The sequence below is a fragment of the Legionella sp. ST3F1 genome, assembly GCF_048553315.1.
GTDB lineage: Bacteria > Pseudomonadota > Gammaproteobacteria > Legionellales > Legionellaceae > Tatlockia > Tatlockia donaldsonii.
Genome location: NZ_JBLZIO010000006.1, coordinates 42,288 through 60,681, shown reverse-complemented (window position 1 = coordinate 60,681; position 18,394 = coordinate 42,288). Strand labels below are relative to the sequence as shown.

Below are 18,394 nucleotides of genomic sequence, written 5' to 3'. Positions count from 1 at the left end.
TATTTATGGTAGTTTAATCGGGATTTAATTGCTTCAGAGTGTGTGAGTATGAATAGGCAAAACGAAAGCGTTAAAAAAGATAAATTGCAAATCATTGATTGGTTAATAGAACATTTCCCCAATGCCTTTTTTAAAAAGGGAAATCAGGTCAAACCACTGCAAATTGGTATCTTCGACGACATTATCGATTTTTACGAACGTTTGGATACACCCACTTTTAGTAAGAAAGCCTTACGCGAAGCCCTTAGCTATTACAGTTCATCCCCTGCTTACTTAAACTGCCAAAAAGCCAACACAGCCCGTGTCGACTTATTTGGTAATGAGGTGGATATTGTTACAGAGGAGCAGGCTAAATATGCCCATCAACGTTACCAACAGCGTTACGGGGATAAAAAAGCTCAAGGCTTGAAGCAAGACACTAAATAATTAACATCAACGGCCTCTTTTAATCCTGCTATGCGGCTTAATGGATTATACGACAAGCCACTCATACCAATAAATTCAAGACCCGCTGTTCTTAACATGGCCACCATTTCGCTAGGTTTAATAAATTTATCAAAATCATGTGTTTGTTTAGGCAATAACCCTAATAGATATTCTGCTGCCAAAATCACTGTGGTATACGCTTTAAATGTTCTATTGATAGTAGATAAAAAAAGATAGCCTCCCGGCTTTAGCAAGCGAGCACAATGCTCTATCACTAACTGTGGCTCTTGTACATGCTCCAGCATTTCCATGCAGGTCACTACATCAAACAGTGGGCTCTCATAGTCTTCGATAGGACAACAACTATAATCAATGACCAAATTGCTTTCTTTGGCATGCGCTTTAGCAGCTTCAATTGCCTCTGTTTCAACATCCAGACCTGTTACATTAGCACCCTGTACAGCCATTCCTTCACATAAAATACCGCCACCGCAACCAACATCGAGGATTGTACTTTGGTTGAGCTCACAATGGTCATTTATGAACTCAAGGCGTGCAGGATTTATATCATGTAACGTTTTTAGCGGCCCATTTTTATCCCACCAGCGTGCAGCATGCTGAGCAAATTTGGCAATTTCTTGCGAATCTATCGTCGATTTACTATTCATGGCAACTCAGTAAGTCCAAAGGTTTAAAAAACTCCAATACCATCGGATTGGAAATGAAACTTAAATTGTAAGGATGCTCTGCGATTAAGCAAGAAAAAAAACTGGCCTCTGGTATTTCTTCAGCAATACGACCGAATAAAATTAACTGCAACGTTTGATTGTATTGAGCCAGTTGCGTTAGCAAACTGTGCATGAAAGGACGCCAGTGCTTTGCATGAAACCTTACCTTATCTTCACTATACACCAAAGACGCATTTAAAAGTAAAAAACCCTTATTAATCAGAGAGATAAAAAACTGTTCTGCCGTTTGCCAATAATGCGATTTATCAAGCGTCGCAATGGCTGCCTGTGAGCGATCCTGTTGCAAATCACCCCTGGCAACCAATAACATTTTTATCCAGTTACGCAGAGAGGTTGCACGATTCACTTCTTTGCTAAGTCCTGTTTGGCTCCACAAATTATGAACCGAGTTATCCCAAAAAGCATAACCATTCGCTGATTCGGGACGAGGATAAGGTGATTCACCCAATAAAATATACTTCGTATCAGAGAGAGGGAGGCTAAAAGCAGCAAACAAAGCATTGATGCCCGGCAACCAATGGCTACTATTTTGTAATTGTAAAAGATAATCTTTATCAACCTGTTCCAGGGCCTGAGCCACTATCTTGTGCCATTGCGGATGGACTTTTTCCAATAAACAGTACACGATTTCTCCAACAAAATCAGCATTATACAAAGTTCAATCCCCTCTTCCTATTCTTAGCGCATTCTTCTTCCACTTAGGTTAGGAAGTAACTATTCATCTGCTGCAGTACTCCCCCATGAAGTGACCGGCTATATTGCGGAGCATGAGAATTTCCGCTAATGTCATAAGCTTTGTGTATGAGTGAATGTAATGGATCGAGCAACAAAGGAATTGGTTCACGCTTTGAGTGGCCGTAAGCAGGCCATGATAGAGCAATTACATCAATTCTGCACCATCAACTCCGGTACAGAAAATTTACAAGGCTTGGCACAGATGCATCAGTTGTTAAGCAATGCATTCATGCCTGTCGCGGATAAAATACAAACGCCTAAACCACCTGTTACAACCACCATCAACATGACGGGTGACACGATAGTCCAGCATTGCGGAGATATCCTTTTCATTCGTAAACGACCTGAATTAAAACGTCGTGTTCTACTGTGTGGGCATATGGATACAGTCTATGCAGCAAATCACCCCTTTCAAAACCTAACCTACTTGAATGATAATGAAATAAACGGCCCTGGCGTTGCCGATATGAAAGGGGGCATTATCGTCATGTTACATGCCTTGGCTGCTTTTGAAGAAAGTTCTACTGCTTCCGGGCTCGGTTGGGATGTAATGATTAATGCCGATGAAGAAATTGGCTCCCCTACTTCAAGCCCTTTTCTGGCAGAAATTGCTGCTAACTATCAGGCTGCCTTGATTTACGAACCGGCCATGAATACCGAGGGTACATTGGCTAAAAATCGTCGCGGCAGTGGCAAATTGACCCTCGTTGCTACCGGTCGATCAGCACATGTAGGTCGTGCTTTCTTTGAGGGGCGCAACGCTATTTGCTATCTTGCTGAAGCAATTACCGCTATCCACGCCCTAAATGGACAACGGGATGGTGTTACTATTAATGTCGGTAAAATTGCTGGTGGCGAAGCATTGAATGTTGTACCTGATAAAGCAGTTACCAAATTGGATGTTCGTATCAATCAGCCAGACGACGAAGTATGGGTACGACAGCAACTCACTACGCTTATCAATAAAATGAAACGTGACGATTATTCATTAACCCTTCATGGTGACTTCGGCCGGCCAGTTAAACGAATCAGCGAGGGGACTGAACGGCTATTTAACCGCATCAAACAGGTTGGACGAGCACTCGGTTTATCGATAGACTGGCAAGATAGTGGCGGCTGTTGTGATGGCAACAATCTTGCGCAGCATGGTTTAGCGGTTATTGATACCTTAGGTGTTCGCGGAGGCAATATTCATAGTCCCAATGAATTTGTGTTACTGGATAGCCTTGTTGAACGTGCTTCACTTAGCACCCTGTTACTTCTTGATTTGGCAAATGGTGGGCTTGAGGAATTAATAAGATGATGCTATTTCGCCGTGCGCGAGAAACTGATCTGGATGCTATTTTTCATCTTGCTGAACATTGCGGTATTGGCATGACCACACTGCCAAAAGATAAAGAACTTCTCCGCAAGCGCCTTGCCTGGTCTTGTGCTTCTTTTGAAAAAACGGTTCACAAGCCAAGAAGTGAGTACTATCTATTTGTATTGGAAGAACCAGAAAAAGGGCAAGTTATTGGAACCTCGGCGATTGAAGCAGCGACTGGACATGAACTCCCTTTCTACTCCTACAAGTTATCTAAACGCACCCGAATCTGCCATTCTCTTAATATTCGCAGTGATTATGAAGTACTAAGCCTGGTTAATGACAATCAAGGACGCAGTGAAATATGTACTTTGTTTCTAGAGCCTGCTTACAGACAGAGTAGTAATGGTTTGCTTCTTTCACGAGCCCGTTTTCTCTTTATTGCCCACTATCCCAATCGCTTTGCCTCTACCATCATTGCCGAAATGCGCGGTATCTCCGACGAATGGGGACACTCCCCTTTCTGGGATAATGTAGGAAGGCATTTTTTTCATATGCCTTTTGCTGATGCTGATCGCTTAACAATTTCGACGAACAAGCAATTTATTGCGGATTTAATGCCAAGAAACCCGCTATATGTCAAATTACTTGCACCAGAAGCACAAGCAGTGATTGGCAAACCACATCAATCCACTGTCCCGGCAATGAATATCTTGTTACATGAAGGCTTTCGCTACCACTGTTATGTCGATATTTTCGATGCAGGGCCCACAATTGAGGCTCCACGGAACCAGATACGCACGCTTGCAGCCAGTCGCATTATGACTATTAAAAGTATTAGTGATGAGGTTGGTAGCAAACGTTTTTTACTTGCAAATACGAAACTTGATTTTCGCGCCACTGTTAGTCAAGCTATTTTTAATACTCAGCAAGCCTCTTGTATTATTAGCAAGGAAACCGCTCGACTCTTGGAAGTCAAACGGGGTGATTGTCTACGGATCGCCCCTTTACAGATTGAAGAACCAACTATTTATAGTGAGCAGAAAAAATGAATTTAGGCCAACAAAATAACAGCACAGCAAATCATTATTTTGGAGGCCATTGGGTACAAGGAGAAGGAAAACTGTTTGTCTCCAGGAATCCTGCAGATAATTCAGTAATTTGGCAAGGTACTAGCGCAACGCCTGCAGAAATAGCAAAAGCCTGTGAGGCAGCCCATCTTGCTTTGCCTTATTGGTCTTCCCTGGATGTTGCTACGAGAGCCAACTATTTGCAGCTTTTTGCCAAGGAAGTGGAAACGAAACGTAATGAGCTTACCTACCTAATTTCCTTGGAAACAGGAAAACCTTTATGGGAATCATTAACCGAAGTTAATGCGGTTATCGCTAAAATTAATTTATCGATTCAAGCCTATCAAGAGCGTAATGCCGAAAAACAAACCACACTGCCGGATGGAAACGCCTGCCTGCGTTATAAGCCACATGGCGTCGTTGCTGTTCTGGGTGCCTTTAATTTTCCTGCCCATTTAAGTAATGGCCATATTGTACCTGCCCTATTAGCAGGAAATACGGTTATCTATAAACCAAGTGAGCTGACTCCAGCAGTTGCACAATTCATTGTTCACTGCTGGCACGAAAGCGGTTTACCGCAAGGTGTTATTAATTGTGTGCAAGGTAATGCTGATTGCGGCAAAGAGCTCCTCGCAGCCGACATCCAGGGCGTTTACTTTACAGGCAGCTATCGTACAGGCCAGCAGATTCACCAGCATTTTAGTGACAAACCAGAGGTTATTTTGGCACTGGAGATGGGAGGCAATAATCCACTCATCATTGATGAGGTTAATGATGTGAATGCTGCTATTTATCATACGCTGGTTTCCACAATGATCACTGCCGGCCAACGGTGTAGTTGTGCGAGACGACTATTTATTGCAGATAACCAATTGGGTGATCAAATCCTTGCACGTTTTATAAACGCTTGTGAAAAAATGCGTATTGGCGCATTTACCGAGAAGCCAGAGCCTTTCCTAGGACCCGTTATTAGTCACGAGCATGCCCTACAGCATCTGCACGCACAGAAAAAACTGCTTCAAAATGGCGGTGTTGCCTTGTTAACCATGTCTTTACTTACCGAGAATACAGGCTTGCTTTCCCCCGGCATCATTGATATGACCAAAGCTCATACAATTGTTGATGAAGAAATTTTTGCTCCCTTGGTTCAGGTTTATCGTTATCAGAATTTTGAAGACGCTTTGGCACTTGCCAATCAAACACGTTATGGCTTGGTAGCAGGCTTGTTAAGCGACAATCCAGAACACTATCAGCGATTCTACCATACGGTACGTGCAGGCCTAATCAATTGGAATAGGCCAACCACTGGTGCTGCAAGCAGCCTTCCATTTGGTGGTATAGGTCGTAGTGGTAACCATCGTCCCAGCGCTTATTTTGCTACAGATTATTGCGCTTATCCTATTGCCAGTATGGAGCAACCTCATTTAACCACGCCAGCGCAACTATTGCCCGGCATCGACTTGAGCTAAGTTTATGCAAACCTATGAATTAAATCTGGATGGTCTGGTTGGTCCAACACACAATTATGCAGGCCTTGCTGCGGGTAACCTTGCTTCTGCATCAAATGCGTTGAGTGTCTCCAATCCTCAGGCAGCTGCGCTTCAGGGGCTTGCTAAAATGCGCTTATTGCATCAATCTGGCATCAAGCAGGCTTTGTTGCCACCGCACCAACGTCCTAATCTACATTTATTGTATCAATTGGGGTTTAGCGGTACAGCTGCACAACAGATTGAAAAAGCCTATCGCGGCGCTCCTGAGTTGTTGAATGCCTGCTATTCTGCTTCCAGCATGTGGACTGCTAACGCCGCAACTGTCTCAGCAAGCGTTGATACCGCTGATAAGCGAGTTCATTTTACAGCAGCCAATTTAATTAGTAATTTACATCGTTATCAGGAAGCCGATTTTTCGAGTTATTTGTTGCAAACGCTTTTTCACGATAAAACTTACTTTAATCATCACCCTGTACTACCGAGAAGTGCCATTACAGGCGATGAGGGTGCAGCCAATCATAATCGTCTATGCACTAAGCATAATGCAGCCGCTATAAATTTATTTGTTTACGGTAAACAGGCGTTAGCAAAAAATTCTGGCTCACCGAACAGTCCCTTAAAATACCCCGCGCGGCAAACACTTGAAGCCTCCCAGGCAATTGCCCGATCGCATTTGTTAAATCCCAATCAAGTTATTTTTGCCTGCCAAAATCCACTGGCAATTGATCAGGGTGTTTTTCATAATGACGTCATCGCTGTCGCCAATGAATCGGTGCTATTCATTCATGAGGATGCTTTTTGGTGTCAAACGGAGCTTCTGAATGAGTTGCAAACTAAAGCTAACTTTCAAATTCAGATCCTGAAAGTTAACCGTAATCGCCTCAGTGTCGCCGAAGCAGTCGGCTCTTATCTCTTTAACTCACAACTGATTACCCTGCCTAATGCTGCAGAAAATAGCAGGATGATTTTGATTGCTCCTGGTGAATGCCAGGAAAATACTGTGGTTAAGGCACTGATTGATGAGTTACTAGCTGATAATACAAATCCTATCGCTGCTGTGCACTATCTTGATCTTAGGCAAAGTATGCGTAATGGAGGGGGGCCCGCTTGCCTGCGATTACGTGTTCCTTTAACCGAATTAGAGCTACAAGCAATGCACCAGGGTGTTTTAGTAAATGATACGCTACTAGACCGTCTTGAGGTTTGGGTTAAACGCCATTACCGTACTCAATTACAAGCGAACGACTTGCGTGATCCCTTACTTATTGATGAGTGTTTATCAGCCTTAGATGAGTTAAGCAGTCTCTTAAACCTGGGGGCACTTTATCCTTTTCAACGCGAAAAAACTGAGTAAGGGTATGTGGAAAACTTTCGCAGGACGATGTATTTATCGCTCATCAACAGGAGTCAGAGTTTTTCAAAATTTTTTCTTTCGCTGGTTAAAGTTTGATGGTACTGCATTACAAACTGTTTTAAACAGATATTTTCCCCACCGACCAGCATTACGGTATATCAAATCGCTTATTTTGACGGTGCAATTACAACCAGCTAATTGCTGTATGCTAGGTCTTGGAGGCGGCGGAGCGGCTCATGCATTATCTTCCCTATTGGCAGACTCCCAACTGACAGTGGTAGAAAACAATAGCGAGGTGATTGATATTGCGAAACGATTTTTTATGATTAATAACCTTAAAAACGTTCATATTGTACATCAGGATGCCAGTCTATTTTTGCAACAAACTACCCTGCAATTTCAACATCTACTTGTTGACTTATTCAGCGCTGAAGCCTTCCCACCCCAATGTAATACGGAACAATTTTTTGTTAATTGTAAGCATTCACTGTTACCTGGCGGTATTCTCGCGGTAAATTTAGCCAACAGACATGAACAATGGCCAATTTTTCAACTTATCCGACAACAATTTTTATCTGCTACAGTTGCTTTACCCGTTAAAAATTGTCCCAACATGATCATACTGGCCTGCAAAAGCGAGACTGTCGCTTCTTTACTGGATCTTCTTAAGCAAAGTAAAAAAATTAAACATTTGACTTGGGATAGTAAATGGGGTTGTGTAGCGGAGATAAAAAACTAGGTGCAATTGACTTGTGCCTTGATTATCGAGCATCGCAGCGGAGCACAGAAAATCAAGGCACAATCGTCAAGATAGTTGAAATGTCATTAAATTTCCATTAAATCTTTTTCTTTTTCAACAAGCGTTGCGTCAACATCAGCGATGTATTTATCAGTAAGCTTCTGAATAACTTCTCCGGCTCGACGCTCATCATCTTCAGAAATTTCTTTCTCTTTGACAAGCTCTTTAAGGTGGGTATTTGCATCACGGCGTATATTTCGAATCGCTACCCGACCTTGCTCACCCTCAGCTCTGACAACACGAATCAATTCTTTACGACGCTCCTCAGTCAAAGGAGGCATCGGTACGCGGATCGCACTACCTGCTGTTGCTGGGTTTAAGCCTAAATCAGAGGTCAAAATCGCTTTCTCAATAGCTGCGACCATCGCTTTTTCCCAAGGTGTTACCAGTAAAGTCCGGGAATCACTACTCGTAATATTGGCTACTTGATTCAAGGGAGTTAGTGTACCGTAGTAATCAACCTGCACATGATCCAATAAACCGGCGTTAGCACGACCAGTTCGAATCTTAGTCAAATCATGTTGCAAAGTCTCAACGGTTTTTTTCATCCGCTTTTCAGCGTCTTGTTTAATATCATTGATCATGGTTTGCTCCTACTATGGTACCAACACGTTCACCAAGGACAATTTTCTTTAGCGCATTTGGAGCCGTCAGCTTAAATACTTGTAAAGGCATACCGTGATCCTGGCATAAGCAAATGGCAGTAGAATCCATTACCTGCAATCCGTCACTCAATACTTTTTTGTAGGTTAAGTAATCATAACGGGTCGCCTGAGGATTTTTAATCGGATCATCCGAATAAATACCATCTACCTTTGTCGCTTTTAACACGACATCCGCTCCAACTTCAATGGCACGTAAACAGGCAGCAGAATCTGTCGTAAAAAACGGATTTCCAGTACCCGCAGCAAAAATAACGACATGCCCATTGCGTAAATGGGTAATAGCTTTACGGCGGTGGTAAGGGTCAACCATTCCCATCATAGGAATGGCTGACATTATCCGCGCTGGTAAATCAATACGCTCCAACGCATCTCTCAAGGCCAAGGCGTTCATGACAGTGGCAAGCATACCCATATGATCGCCGGTAACTCGGCCTAAGCCAGCCTCAGACAAGGCTTTACCACGAAATAAATTGCCACCGCCAATCACCAAGCCGACTTCAACACCCATGTGAATAAGTTCAGCCACTTCATTGGCAATACGGTCAAGAACAGACGGGTCAATACCAAATTGGGCTTGTCCCATTAACGCTTCACCACTGTACTTAAGTAAAATGCGTTTATATTTTAATTGCGGATGCTGATTACCATTCATAATTAATCACGAACCTGAGCCATTACTTCTTCTACGAAATTATCTTCTTTCTTCTCGATACCTTCACCTACTTCGAAGCGAATGAAAGAGATTACTTCAGCATTTTTTTCTTTTAGTAATTGCCCCACTTTCTTGTTGGGATCCTTCACAAAAGGCTGACCTAAGAGACTGACTTCATCAATAAACTTGTTGATACGCCCTTCAATCATTTTGTCAATGATGTCTTGTGGCTTACCACTCTCGCGTGCTTGTGCTGTGAAAATATCACGCTCATTTTCGATCGCTTCTGCAGGAACCTGATCACGATTAACTACCAGCGGACGGCTAGCAGCAATATGCATAGCAATATCTTTTGCAAGCGCTTCATCACCATTCTTAAGAGCAACCATAACACCAATGCGAGTACCATGGAGGTAGAAACCAATAACGCCATCACACTGCATTCTCTCCATGCGGCGCAACTTGATATTCTCACCGATTTTAGCAACGAGTTCTTGTCGTGCTTGTTCAATCGTATTATTAGCACTGATTAAAGTTTCATTTGCTAAAACAGTCACGTCGTTGGCTGCGCTTCTTAATGCTGTTTCCGCAACTTTACCAGCAAACCCAGTGAAATTCTCATCACGGGCTACGAAGTCAGTTTCACTATTAATTTCTAACATAACAGCAGAGCGGCCATCAGCTGCTCGAGCAACAACGATAACCCCTTCTGCGGCAACCCTATCTGCTTTCTTATCCGCTTTAGCCTGTCCAGCTTTACGCATTTCAGAAATTGCCAGTTCAATATCACCGTTAGTAGCAATCAAGAATTTCTTGCATTCCATCATTCCAGCGCCAGTACGCTCACGTAATTGCATGACTAATGCAGCACTAATCGACATATTTCAATCCTCCACATAGCAAAAAGGGGGCACGTTAACGACGCAACGCCCCCCTTTATATTCAAAATTAATTACTCATCCGCTTTGTCTGATTCTTTATCAGCAACAGCAATCTCCACAAACTCAGCATCGGAGGGTACACCACCAACTGTGTTACCACGCTTAGCATCGAGGATGGCATCTGCAATACAACGAACATAGATATCCACTGCTCGCATAGAATCATCATTACCGGGAATAACGTAATCGATGTTATCAGGGGAGTTATTAGTATCAACAATACCGATAACAGGAATTTTTAAACGTCGAGCTTCTTCAACAGCAATGTGCTCAAAACCAACGTCAACAACAAACAACGCGTCAGGCAATCCACCCATATCTTCGATACCGCCTAAGCCACGCTCTAATTTTTCAAGCTCTCTGGTTAGCATCAAGGCTTCTTTCTTGATCATTGATTCAAAGATGCCCTTATCACGCATTTCTTTCAACTCTTTCAAGCGGAAAATGGATTGACGAACTGTTTTGTAGTTAGTCAACATACCACCCAACCAACGGTGATCAACATAAGGCATCCCACAACGCTTTGCATGCTCACGAATACTGTCTTGAGCCGCTCTTTTAGTGCCCACAAACAGAATTTTGGCTTTATTCGAAGCTAAACGACCAACATAGTTGGTAACATCATTTAGCATTGGCAGCGTTTTTTCCAGGTTGATGATATGGATCTTGTTTCGCGAACCAAAAATGAATTCCGCCATTTTAGGGTTCCAAAAACGGGTTCTATGCCCAAAGTGAGCGCCCGCTTCGAGTAATTCACGCATACTAACATTCATTAATAAATCTCCAGGGTTAGGCCTCCACGCCCCCCATACGGTACCCTTGCATTGGGACCCAACCGTATGTGACGAAACGTGTGTGTCGTTAAAAGCGCGATATTTATACCACAAGCTGGGGTTATCAGCAAATGTAATTGACTTTATTTAATAATTAATTTTAGCGAGAAACACGCAAAAATAATCGGCTACGTCTATACTGCTTGCTGTAACTCATAAAAATTAGCTAAGGATAGTATCATGACTAGAAGAATATTAACTGCAGTAACGTTGGCCTTTTCATTATTTGCGGCTCAAACCTTACTGGCTTCTACCTCAACACAAATAACGCAAGGCTGTAATTGCTGTGTTGGCGGCATGGGGAAAATTCTTAAGGCTTTGAATCTTAATGCGGATCAACAAGCGAAAATAAAAGCAATCAAAGATCAACTCAAATCAGACACGAAAGATACCTGGGCTCAGCTCGACGATATTCGTGGACAAATCCACACCCTCATGCAGTCTGACAAGGTCGATGAAGCCCAACTGGATAGTTTGGTTGATAAAAAAATAGAACTTCTCGGTAAGGGAATAAAAGCTAAAATTAAAGCTAGAAACCAAATGTACAATGTCCTTACTGCGGAGCAAAAAACCCAATTTCAATCGTTAATGAAACAACAAATGGAAAAACGCAAACAACTTTTTAAAAATTGTCACTAAGTTGATATACCCCCGCGTCGCGGGGGTGTTTTATACTGCATATTACAGTGTGTGGTGGAAAAACTATGCTTGACTCTCATATCCCTCTCATTACTATTTTAGTCTCTGGTTTTGGTTTAGCTTTTTTATTTGGTTATGTGGCTTATCGTTTACGTATCTCTCCTATTGTTGGTTATCTTCTGGCAGGTGTTGCTATTGGTCCATCAACGCCTGGCTATACTGCCAATTATGCGCTTGCTTCAGAGCTCGCTGAAATTGGCGTTATTCTCCTGATGTTTGGAGTTGGACTTCATTTTTCTGTCAAAGATCTCCAATCCGTCAAAAAAATAGCTATTCCTGGCGCCATTGTACAAATGGTCATTGCAACGTTATTAGGAACTGCATTTTCTTGCCTCCTGGGATGGCCGCTCGTAGCAGGATTCGTGTTTGGTCTAGCCTTATCCGTTGCAAGTACTGTGGTGTTATTGCGAGCTTTAGAAGAATGGAATTTGCTGAAAACAATTTATGGACGCATAGCCGTCGGTTGGTTAATTGTTGAAGACCTGGCCGTTGTAATTATCCTTGTGTTTATCCCGCCGATGGCTGCGCTATCCAGTTATGAGACAGGCGCTAGCCCGTCATCTTACTTTAACCATGAAATAGCAATGGCCTTCTTAATAACTTTACTTAAAGCAGCCAGCTTTATTGTGCTTATGTTAATTTTTGGTCAGCGCTATATCCCTCGTTTGTTACACGGGGTTGCCCGAAAAGGGTCAAACGAACTATTTCGCTTGGCTGTGCTTTCTGTAGCCTTGGTAGTTGCCTTTGCGGCTGCTAAATTATTCGGCGTTTCTTTTGCCTTAGGTGCTTTTTTTGCCGGTATGTTTCTTGGTGAATCCACCTTAAGCCATCGCGCCGCACAGGAAACACTCCCTTTACGCGATGCCTTTGCTGTCTTGTTTTTTGTGTCGGTAGGCATGTTATTACGCCCTGACATTTTAGTTGAACACCCCTTTCTGGTGCTTATAACTGCCTTGATAATTATTTTAGGGAAATCGATTGCCGCCTTTGTCATTGTTATTTTGTTTCGTTATCCTTTTTATACGGCCCTTACCATTTCAGTAAGCCTCGCCCAAATTGGTGAATTTTCATTTATTCTTGCTGAATTGGGTTACAAACTGGGGATCCTTTCACAGCAGGCCAAAGACCTGATCCTTGTCGGTGCCTTTATTTCTATTGTAGTGAATCCGTTTCTGTTCAAAATGGTTAATCCATTCATCCCCAGAAAAATGGATCGCCAATCTTAATTTTCCCTTTATAATTAAATAGGCCTCTTTCGAAATTCGCTGCGGTGAGTGTTGATAAAGATAAGCTTATGCTACTATTAAATTTTTTGCGGATTAAACAATGGCAGTAACAATTAAGACTCCTGAGGAAATTGAAAAAATGCGCGTGGCTGGCAAACTGGCCGGTGAAGTATTGGAAATGATAGGGCCGCACGTGCAGGAAGGAATTACTACTGATGAACTCAACTCAATCTGTCATGATTATATTGTCAATGAGCAGAAAGCCATTCCTGCACCATTGAATTATAATGGATTTCCAAAATCAATTTGTACTTCAATTAACCATGTGGTCTGTCATGGCATCCCTGGCAAAAAGGCGCTAAAAGACGGTGATATTATCAATATCGATATTACTGTTATTAAAGATGGTTATCACGGTGACACCAGTAAAATGTTTTTTATTGGTAATCCTTCCGTCAAAGCCAAGCATGTCGTTGCTGTTGCTCATGAGTGCCTGTTTATTGGTATTAACATGGTAAAACCCGGCGCCCGTCTGGGTGATATTGGCCATGCGATTCAACAACACGCTGAAAAAAATCGCTGCTCAGTCGTTCGAGAATACTGCGGGCATGGTATTGGGCGCATTTTTCATGAAGACCCACAGGTTCTCCACTATGGTACACCAGGAACTGGGGAAATTTTACGCCCAGGAATGACATTTACTATTGAGCCGATGGTGAATATTGGGAAACATCATACTCGATTGCTACCTGATAACTGGACTGTGGTTACCAAAGATCACAGCTTATCTGCCCAATGGGAGCATACCTTGCTAGTTACTGACGACGGGGTTGAAATTCTCACTTTACGTAATGAAGAACGATAATCGCCTTTTAAAACAATCCATCAAACAGTTCAAGGATGAACTGTGTGAGGAATTTTGCCAAAAAGGAAGTATTAGTACCATCACACGCAAATTAGTCACCTTTATTGATAAAGTTCTTTTTACTCTTTTCCAAAAAAACCGCTTGCACCTTGGTAATAAATTTTGTCTTTTGGCTTTAGGCAGTTATGGACGTCGTGAGTTACAACTGTATTCTGATGTTGATTTCCTGTTACTTCATACGGAAAAAATTACCAAAACCCATTCACAACGTGCCCAGGCGTTCATTCAGGATTGCTGGGATGTTGGTTTGGATATTAGCCATCAGATAACTACTGTCGCAGCTTGTGCTGAACTAGCCAGTAAAGATTTAAGTGTGATATCCAGTATTCTTGATATGTACTTAATTTGCGGCCGTGGTGCATTGATGGAAGAATTACTCTATCAAACCCATCCTCTACATATGTGGTCAAGCCACGACTATTTTTTTTCCAAACAACAAGAGCAGCAACAGCGTTATGCGAAATACGGTGAAACGGCCTATAACCTGGAGCCCAATGTCAAATATGGTTCGGGTGGCTTACGTGATTTACATACTTTATTAAGTATTGGCAAACGCCATTTTGGCATCAAGAAATTGGCAGATGGGATTAATAGTGGTTTTATTACCGATAAAGAATACGAAGAACTAATCTACTGTCAACATTTTTTATGGCGGGTCCGTTTCGCTTTGCATATGATGGCTGAAAAACGTGAAGAGCGCTTACTATTTGATTATCAAGTTAAATTAGCAACGCTTTTTGGCTTCAAGGACAATACAAGCTCACTAGCCATTGAACAATTTATGAAAGCCTATTTCAAAATTATAAAGCGTAACCGTGAGCTTAATGAAATGTTGGTACAATGGTTTTCTGAAGCAATTGTCCATCATCAAAAACAACTAATTACTCGTTTAGACAGCGCTTTTCAACTCTCAAACAACCATATTGAAGTAAGACACCCTAAAGTCTTTGCCCAAAAACCCCAAGCCTTACTTGAATTATTCTTATGGATGGCCAAACGCCCTGACATTGAGGGTGTTCGAGCAAGCACTATTCGGCTAATTCGCCAACATCTTTATTTAATGAATAAACAATTTCGCTCTTCCAAAGCAGCGACGCAATGTTTTATTGCCATTTTTAATACGGCACAAAATCCTTATGAAGCGTTACATCACATGAATCGATATGGGATCCTGGGGCATTATCTGGATTGTTTTGCTGCAGTAACGGGACAGATGCAATATGATTTATTCCACATCTATACTGTTGATCAACATACGCTTTTCGTCATTCGAAATTTAGCGCGTTTTCTGAAAATCGACTATAACAAACAATTTCCTCTAGCCGCACAATTAATGGCTACGATTAAAAAACGTGGTATTTTATATTTATCTGCCCTCTTTCATGATATTGCCAAAGGACGTGGCGGTGATCACTCCGAATTAGGAGCCGAAGAAGCGCAGCAATTTGCTCTACGCCATAAATTAAGTGAGGAAGATAAAGACTTACTCGTTTGGTTAGTACGCAATCATTTATTAATGTCACAAACAGCACAACGACAGGATATTTATGATCCGAAAACCATTCGCCAGTTTTGTAGTTGCCTCCCCAAAGCAGATTATCTTGAATACCTTTATCTCCTCACTGTAGCCGATATCTGCGCCACTAACCAAAAACTGTGGAATGCCTGGAAAGATTCTTTATTGCGAGAATTATACTGGGCAGCCCATCAAGCCATGCAACAAGAGCAAGCCCTGCTGGATGAAACGGTTCTTATCAACCAACGCAAGCAAGAAGCCCTTGCTATTTTGGTAAGCGAAGCTGTCTCATCGGCAGCGATTGAAGAATTATGGTCCCATTTTAAAGGCAGGTATTTTCTCCATGAACCACCCGAGGTTATCGCCAGACACACTGTCGCTATTCTTAACTGCCAGCAATTTCCTCTTGTACTTATTATGCCGCATCATAGCGAAGGGGGAACGGAAGTATTCATCTATATGCCACATCGCGATGACCGCTTTACTATCACGACAACCGTACTAAGCAATCATTATGCAACGATTCAGGAAGCGGCTATTTTAACTTGCGAAAATAATTACGATCTCGATACTTACATTATTCTTGATGAACATCATCAAGCTTTTTTCGATGAACGCAGAACTGCCGATATTCAACAAGCATTAATGCGTCAATTAGCTGATAAAACCCAACTCCCTACTATCTCTCACCGCAGGATTTCGCGCACACAAGCCCATTTTAATCTAAAACCACAAATTACCTTTAGTGACGATAATCAACATCAACAAACACGTTTATTTTTAGTCACCGCTGATCGGCCTGGTCTATTAGCCAATATCAGTCGCGTATTCCTAAAACTACGTATCTATTTGCACAATGCAAAAATTGCTACTGCAGGTGAACGAGCAGAAGATATGTTCTTTATATCCAGTGAGACAGGCCATCCCTTGAATAAAGAAGAAAAAGACTTACTTAAACAAATACTGATGGCGGCTCTAACTAACGACGGTTTTTGAAAAAATCAGCCAATAGCGTGGCACAAGGTTGTTGCATAATCCCTTCATCAATTTGAACCTGATGATTCAGTGGGTACCCTTGTAATAAATTATAAACGGAACCTGCTGCGCCGGCCTTAAAATCACGCGTGGCAAAGACCAGACGCGCAATACGGGCATGAATCAAAGCACCAGCACACATAGAACAAGGTTCCAGGGTAACATAGAGCGTCGTGTTTAAGAGTCGGTAGTTATGAAGATGCGTTGCTGCGGCCCGAATAGCCATTAACTCGGCGTGAGCGCAAGGATCATTCGTTTGAATGACCTGATTCCATCCTTGTCCTAACAAAGTAACATTATCGTCAGCAACTAAAACTGCTCCGACAGGGACCTCACCCTGCTCTTTGGCTTTAAGCGCAAACTCATAGGCCTGCGCCATCCAAAAGGCATCATTTATTCCCATTCAATCGTCGCGGGTGGTTTACCAGAAATGTCATAAGTTACCCGTGACACACCAACAACTTCATTGATAATACGGTTGGATACCTGCGCTAAAAAATCCCAAGGTAATTGAGCCCAGTGCGCAGTCATGAAATCAATGGTTTCAACAGCGCGCAAACAAATCACATAATCATAGCGACGACCATCCCCCATCACACCAACGCTTTTCACTGGTAAAAAGACGGCAAAAGCTTGACTGACTTTGTGGTATAAATCAGCAGCATGTAACTCTTCAAGGTATATAGCATCCGCCTGGCGTAAAATATCCGCATACTCTTTTTTAACTTGACCTAAAATTCGAACGCCAAGTCCAGGTCCAGGAAATGGATGGCGGTAAACCATTTCGTAGGGTAACCCTAATTCCAACCCAATTTTGCGCACTTCATCTTTAAACAATTCGCGGATCGGTTCCAATAACTGTAAATTTAACGTTTCTGGTAACCCACCCACATTATGATGAGACTTAATCACGACCGCTGCACCATTCGTTTTTGTGGCAGCTGATTCAATAACATCAGGATAAATAGTGCCTTGAGCTAACCACTTCACTTCAGGTATACGTTGTGCCTCTTCATCAAAAACTTCAATAAAAGTATGCCCAATAATTTTTCGTTTTTTCTCAGGACAATCAACTCCCTCTAAGGCTTTTAAAAATCTTTTTTCTGCATTGACAGCAATAACCCGTATTCCCATATGTTGGCCAAACATAGCCATAACTTGCTCGGCTTCATTTAATCGTAGCAAGCCAGTATCAACAAAAACACAGACTAATTGCTTGCCGATAGCTCGATGCAATAAAGCAGCAACTACCGATGAATCCACACCGCCGGAAAGCCCTAATAAAACGTGCTGATCACCAACTTGTTGCCGCACAGTCGTTATGGCTTGCTCAATAATATTATCAGCGGTCCAATTGGTTTCAGCCTTACAAATATCGACTACAAAACGCTGCAAAATACGCAAGCCTTGCAAAGTGTGTGTCACTTCAGGATGAAATTGCAAACCATACCAATGCTTTTCTTCATTCGCCATACCAGCAATTGGTGCATTCCGTGTTTCACAAATAACTTTAAAACCCGGAGGAATAACAGTCACCTTGTCCCCATGACTCATCCAAACATCCAACAAAGCATCACCTTCTGAGGCCGCTCGATCTTCAATATTATCCAGTAATTGGCTATGCCCATGCAGGCGCAATTCAGCGTAACCAAACTCACGAATAGTCGAAGATTGCACTTCGCCACCTAGTTGCACTGCCATTGTTTGCATGCCGTAACAAATACCCAACAAGGGTAACCCGGACGTAAATAACCAGTCAGGGGCTCGCGGGTTCGTATGAAGAGTCACTGTAGAAGGACCGCCAGAAAGAATAATACCGCAAGGCTCCAAAGCCTGCAGTGTACTCTTTTCAACATCGAAAGGATGAATTTCACAATACACACCTATTTCACGCACACGTCGTGCTATCAACTGCGTATACTGAGAACCAAAATCAAGAATAACCAGCGGACGCTTTTTTATATTTTTCATCATAA

At 42.4% G+C, this 18,394-nt stretch carries 18 protein-coding genes; 10 read left to right on the top strand and 8 right to left on the bottom strand.

All coding sequences use genetic code 11. From position 1 onward, the window contains the following. Positions 1-48 precede the first annotated feature (48 nt). Positions 49-426 carry a ProQ/FINO family protein gene (locus ACN4Z1_RS06015; protein ID WP_181879339.1) on the top strand — a complete coding sequence of 126 codons (378 nt, stop codon included), beginning with the start codon at positions 49-51 and terminating at the stop codon, positions 424-426. Here the strand turns inward: ACN4Z1_RS06015 and ubiG are convergent. Both ubiG and ACN4Z1_RS06005 read right to left on the bottom strand, forming a co-directional pair. Next, positions 399-1,094 (bottom strand): bifunctional 2-polyprenyl-6-hydroxyphenol methylase/3-demethylubiquinol 3-O-methyltransferase UbiG, encoded by a 696-nt coding sequence (ubiG, locus tag ACN4Z1_RS06010; RefSeq protein ID WP_228364186.1) that lies wholly within the window; start codon positions 1,092-1,094, stop codon positions 399-401. The two genes, ACN4Z1_RS06015 and ubiG, sit on opposite strands and share 28 nt — an antisense overlap. Continuing rightward, positions 1,087-1,800, bottom strand: a complete 714-nt coding sequence (locus ACN4Z1_RS06005) for a uracil-DNA glycosylase (protein ID WP_228364187.1) — start codon at positions 1,798-1,800, stop codon at positions 1,087-1,089. Before ACN4Z1_RS06005 ends, ubiG begins: the two co-directional genes overlap by 8 nt. Before the next feature lie 189 nt (positions 1,801-1,989). Between ACN4Z1_RS06005 and ACN4Z1_RS06000 the strand changes: the two genes are divergently transcribed. The 5 genes from ACN4Z1_RS06000 to ACN4Z1_RS05980 are packed head-to-tail and all read left to right on the top strand — an operon-like array spanning position 1,990 to position 7,866. Further along, a complete protein-coding gene (locus tag ACN4Z1_RS06000) occupies positions 1,990-3,213 on the top strand; it encodes a hydrolase (RefSeq protein ID WP_228364188.1) in 1,224 nt (407 codons plus the stop codon). Beyond that, positions 3,210-4,265, top strand: coding sequence for an arginine N-succinyltransferase (locus ACN4Z1_RS05995; protein WP_228364189.1), 1,056 nt, complete (start codon positions 3,210-3,212; stop codon positions 4,263-4,265). Before ACN4Z1_RS06000 ends, ACN4Z1_RS05995 begins: the two co-directional genes overlap by 4 nt. Beyond that, complete coding sequence (gene astD / locus ACN4Z1_RS05990) at positions 4,262-5,752, top strand: succinylglutamate-semialdehyde dehydrogenase (RefSeq protein WP_228364190.1); 1,491 nt, start codon at positions 4,262-4,264, stop codon at positions 5,750-5,752. Before ACN4Z1_RS05995 ends, astD begins: the two co-directional genes overlap by 4 nt. A 4-nt stretch (positions 5,753-5,756) precedes the next feature. Beyond that, a complete protein-coding gene (gene astB, locus ACN4Z1_RS05985; RefSeq protein WP_228364191.1) occupies positions 5,757-7,127 on the top strand; it encodes an N-succinylarginine dihydrolase in 1,371 nt (456 codons plus the stop codon). 4 nt (positions 7,128-7,131) lie between these two features. Then, positions 7,132-7,866 carry a spermidine synthase gene (locus tag ACN4Z1_RS05980; protein ID WP_228364192.1) on the top strand — a complete coding sequence of 245 codons (735 nt, stop codon included), beginning with the start codon at positions 7,132-7,134 and terminating at the stop codon, positions 7,864-7,866. 86 nt (positions 7,867-7,952) lie between these two features. Here the strand turns inward: ACN4Z1_RS05980 and frr are convergent, their stop codons facing one another. The 4 genes from frr to rpsB form a co-directional block, all read right to left on the bottom strand. Then, complete coding sequence (gene frr, locus ACN4Z1_RS05975) at positions 7,953-8,510, bottom strand: ribosome recycling factor (RefSeq protein ID WP_115221095.1); 558 nt, start codon at positions 8,508-8,510, stop codon at positions 7,953-7,955. Further along, positions 8,500-9,243 carry a UMP kinase gene (gene pyrH, locus ACN4Z1_RS05970; protein WP_255673196.1) on the bottom strand — a complete coding sequence of 248 codons (744 nt, stop codon included), beginning with the start codon at positions 9,241-9,243 and terminating at the stop codon, positions 8,500-8,502. Before pyrH ends, frr begins: the two co-directional genes overlap by 11 nt. A 2-nt stretch (positions 9,244-9,245) precedes the next feature. After that, entirely contained in the window at positions 9,246-10,124 is an 879-nt protein-coding gene (gene tsf / locus ACN4Z1_RS05965; RefSeq protein WP_228364193.1) for a translation elongation factor Ts, read from the bottom strand. A gap of 71 nt (positions 10,125-10,195) precedes the next feature. After that, positions 10,196-10,957, bottom strand: coding sequence for a 30S ribosomal protein S2 (gene rpsB, locus ACN4Z1_RS05960; RefSeq protein ID WP_058444430.1), 762 nt, complete (start codon positions 10,955-10,957; stop codon positions 10,196-10,198). A 240-nt stretch (positions 10,958-11,197) separates the two neighbouring features. Here rpsB and ACN4Z1_RS05955 point away from each other — a divergent pair, with 240 nt between their 5' ends. The 4 genes from ACN4Z1_RS05955 (at position 11,198) to glnD (ending at position 16,379) form a co-directional block, all read left to right on the top strand. Next, positions 11,198-11,656 (top strand): Spy/CpxP family protein refolding chaperone, encoded by a 459-nt coding sequence (locus ACN4Z1_RS05955; protein ID WP_228364194.1) that lies wholly within the window; start codon positions 11,198-11,200, stop codon positions 11,654-11,656. Positions 11,657-11,721: 65 nt separating this feature from the next. Then, positions 11,722-12,942, top strand: coding sequence for a cation:proton antiporter (locus ACN4Z1_RS05950; RefSeq protein ID WP_115221091.1), 1,221 nt, complete (start codon positions 11,722-11,724; stop codon positions 12,940-12,942). Between the two features lie 100 nt (positions 12,943-13,042). Further along, positions 13,043-13,807 (top strand): type I methionyl aminopeptidase, encoded by a 765-nt coding sequence (gene map, locus ACN4Z1_RS05945; protein WP_228364195.1) that lies wholly within the window; start codon positions 13,043-13,045, stop codon positions 13,805-13,807. Then, on the top strand, positions 13,794-16,379 hold the full coding sequence (gene glnD / locus ACN4Z1_RS05940; protein ID WP_228364196.1) for a [protein-PII] uridylyltransferase: 2,586 nt from the start codon (positions 13,794-13,796) through the stop codon (positions 16,377-16,379). Before map ends, glnD begins: the two co-directional genes overlap by 14 nt. Here the strand turns inward: glnD and tadA are convergent. Further along, entirely contained in the window at positions 16,363-16,821 is a 459-nt protein-coding gene (gene tadA / locus ACN4Z1_RS05935) for a tRNA adenosine(34) deaminase TadA (protein ID WP_228364197.1), read from the bottom strand. The two genes, glnD and tadA, sit on opposite strands and share 17 nt — an antisense overlap. Next, positions 16,812-18,392, bottom strand: coding sequence for a glutamine-hydrolyzing GMP synthase (gene guaA, locus ACN4Z1_RS05930; RefSeq protein WP_370634593.1), 1,581 nt, complete (start codon positions 18,390-18,392; stop codon positions 16,812-16,814). Before guaA ends, tadA begins: the two co-directional genes overlap by 10 nt. Positions 18,393-18,394 lie beyond the last annotated feature (2 nt).

Bases quoted from the DNA above. Each gene is read 5' to 3' on its own strand.
- ACN4Z1_RS06015 (WP_181879339.1), top strand. From the start codon at position 49: ATGAATAGGCAAAACGAAAGCGTTAAAAAAGATAAATTGCAAATCATT.
- ubiG (WP_228364186.1), bottom strand. From the start codon at position 1,094: ATGAATAGTAAATCGACGATAGATTCGCAAGAAATTGCCAAATTTGCT.
- ACN4Z1_RS06000 (WP_228364188.1), top strand. From the start codon at position 1,990: ATGGATCGAGCAACAAAGGAATTGGTTCACGCTTTGAGTGGCCGTAAG.
- ACN4Z1_RS05995 (WP_228364189.1), top strand. From the start codon at position 3,210: ATGATGCTATTTCGCCGTGCGCGAGAAACTGATCTGGATGCTATTTTT.
- astD (WP_228364190.1), top strand. From the start codon at position 4,262: ATGAATTTAGGCCAACAAAATAACAGCACAGCAAATCATTATTTTGGA.
- astB (WP_228364191.1), top strand. From the start codon at position 5,757: ATGCAAACCTATGAATTAAATCTGGATGGTCTGGTTGGTCCAACACAC.
- ACN4Z1_RS05980 (WP_228364192.1), top strand. From the start codon at position 7,132: ATGTGGAAAACTTTCGCAGGACGATGTATTTATCGCTCATCAACAGGA.
- frr (WP_115221095.1), bottom strand. From the start codon at position 8,510: ATGATCAATGATATTAAACAAGACGCTGAAAAGCGGATGAAAAAAACC.
- pyrH (WP_255673196.1), bottom strand. From the start codon at position 9,243: ATGAATGGTAATCAGCATCCGCAATTAAAATATAAACGCATTTTACTT.
- tsf (WP_228364193.1), bottom strand. From the start codon at position 10,124: ATGTCGATTAGTGCTGCATTAGTCATGCAATTACGTGAGCGTACTGGC.
- rpsB (WP_058444430.1), bottom strand. From the start codon at position 10,957: ATGAATGTTAGTATGCGTGAATTACTCGAAGCGGGCGCTCACTTTGGG.
- ACN4Z1_RS05955 (WP_228364194.1), top strand. From the start codon at position 11,198: ATGACTAGAAGAATATTAACTGCAGTAACGTTGGCCTTTTCATTATTT.
- ACN4Z1_RS05950 (WP_115221091.1), top strand. From the start codon at position 11,722: ATGCTTGACTCTCATATCCCTCTCATTACTATTTTAGTCTCTGGTTTT.
- map (WP_228364195.1), top strand. From the start codon at position 13,043: ATGGCAGTAACAATTAAGACTCCTGAGGAAATTGAAAAAATGCGCGTG.
- glnD (WP_228364196.1), top strand. From the start codon at position 13,794: ATGAAGAACGATAATCGCCTTTTAAAACAATCCATCAAACAGTTCAAG.
- tadA (WP_228364197.1), bottom strand. From the start codon at position 16,821: ATGGGAATAAATGATGCCTTTTGGATGGCGCAGGCCTATGAGTTTGCG.
- guaA (WP_370634593.1), bottom strand. From the start codon at position 18,392: ATGATGAAAAATATAAAAAAGCGTCCGCTGGTTATTCTTGATTTTGGT.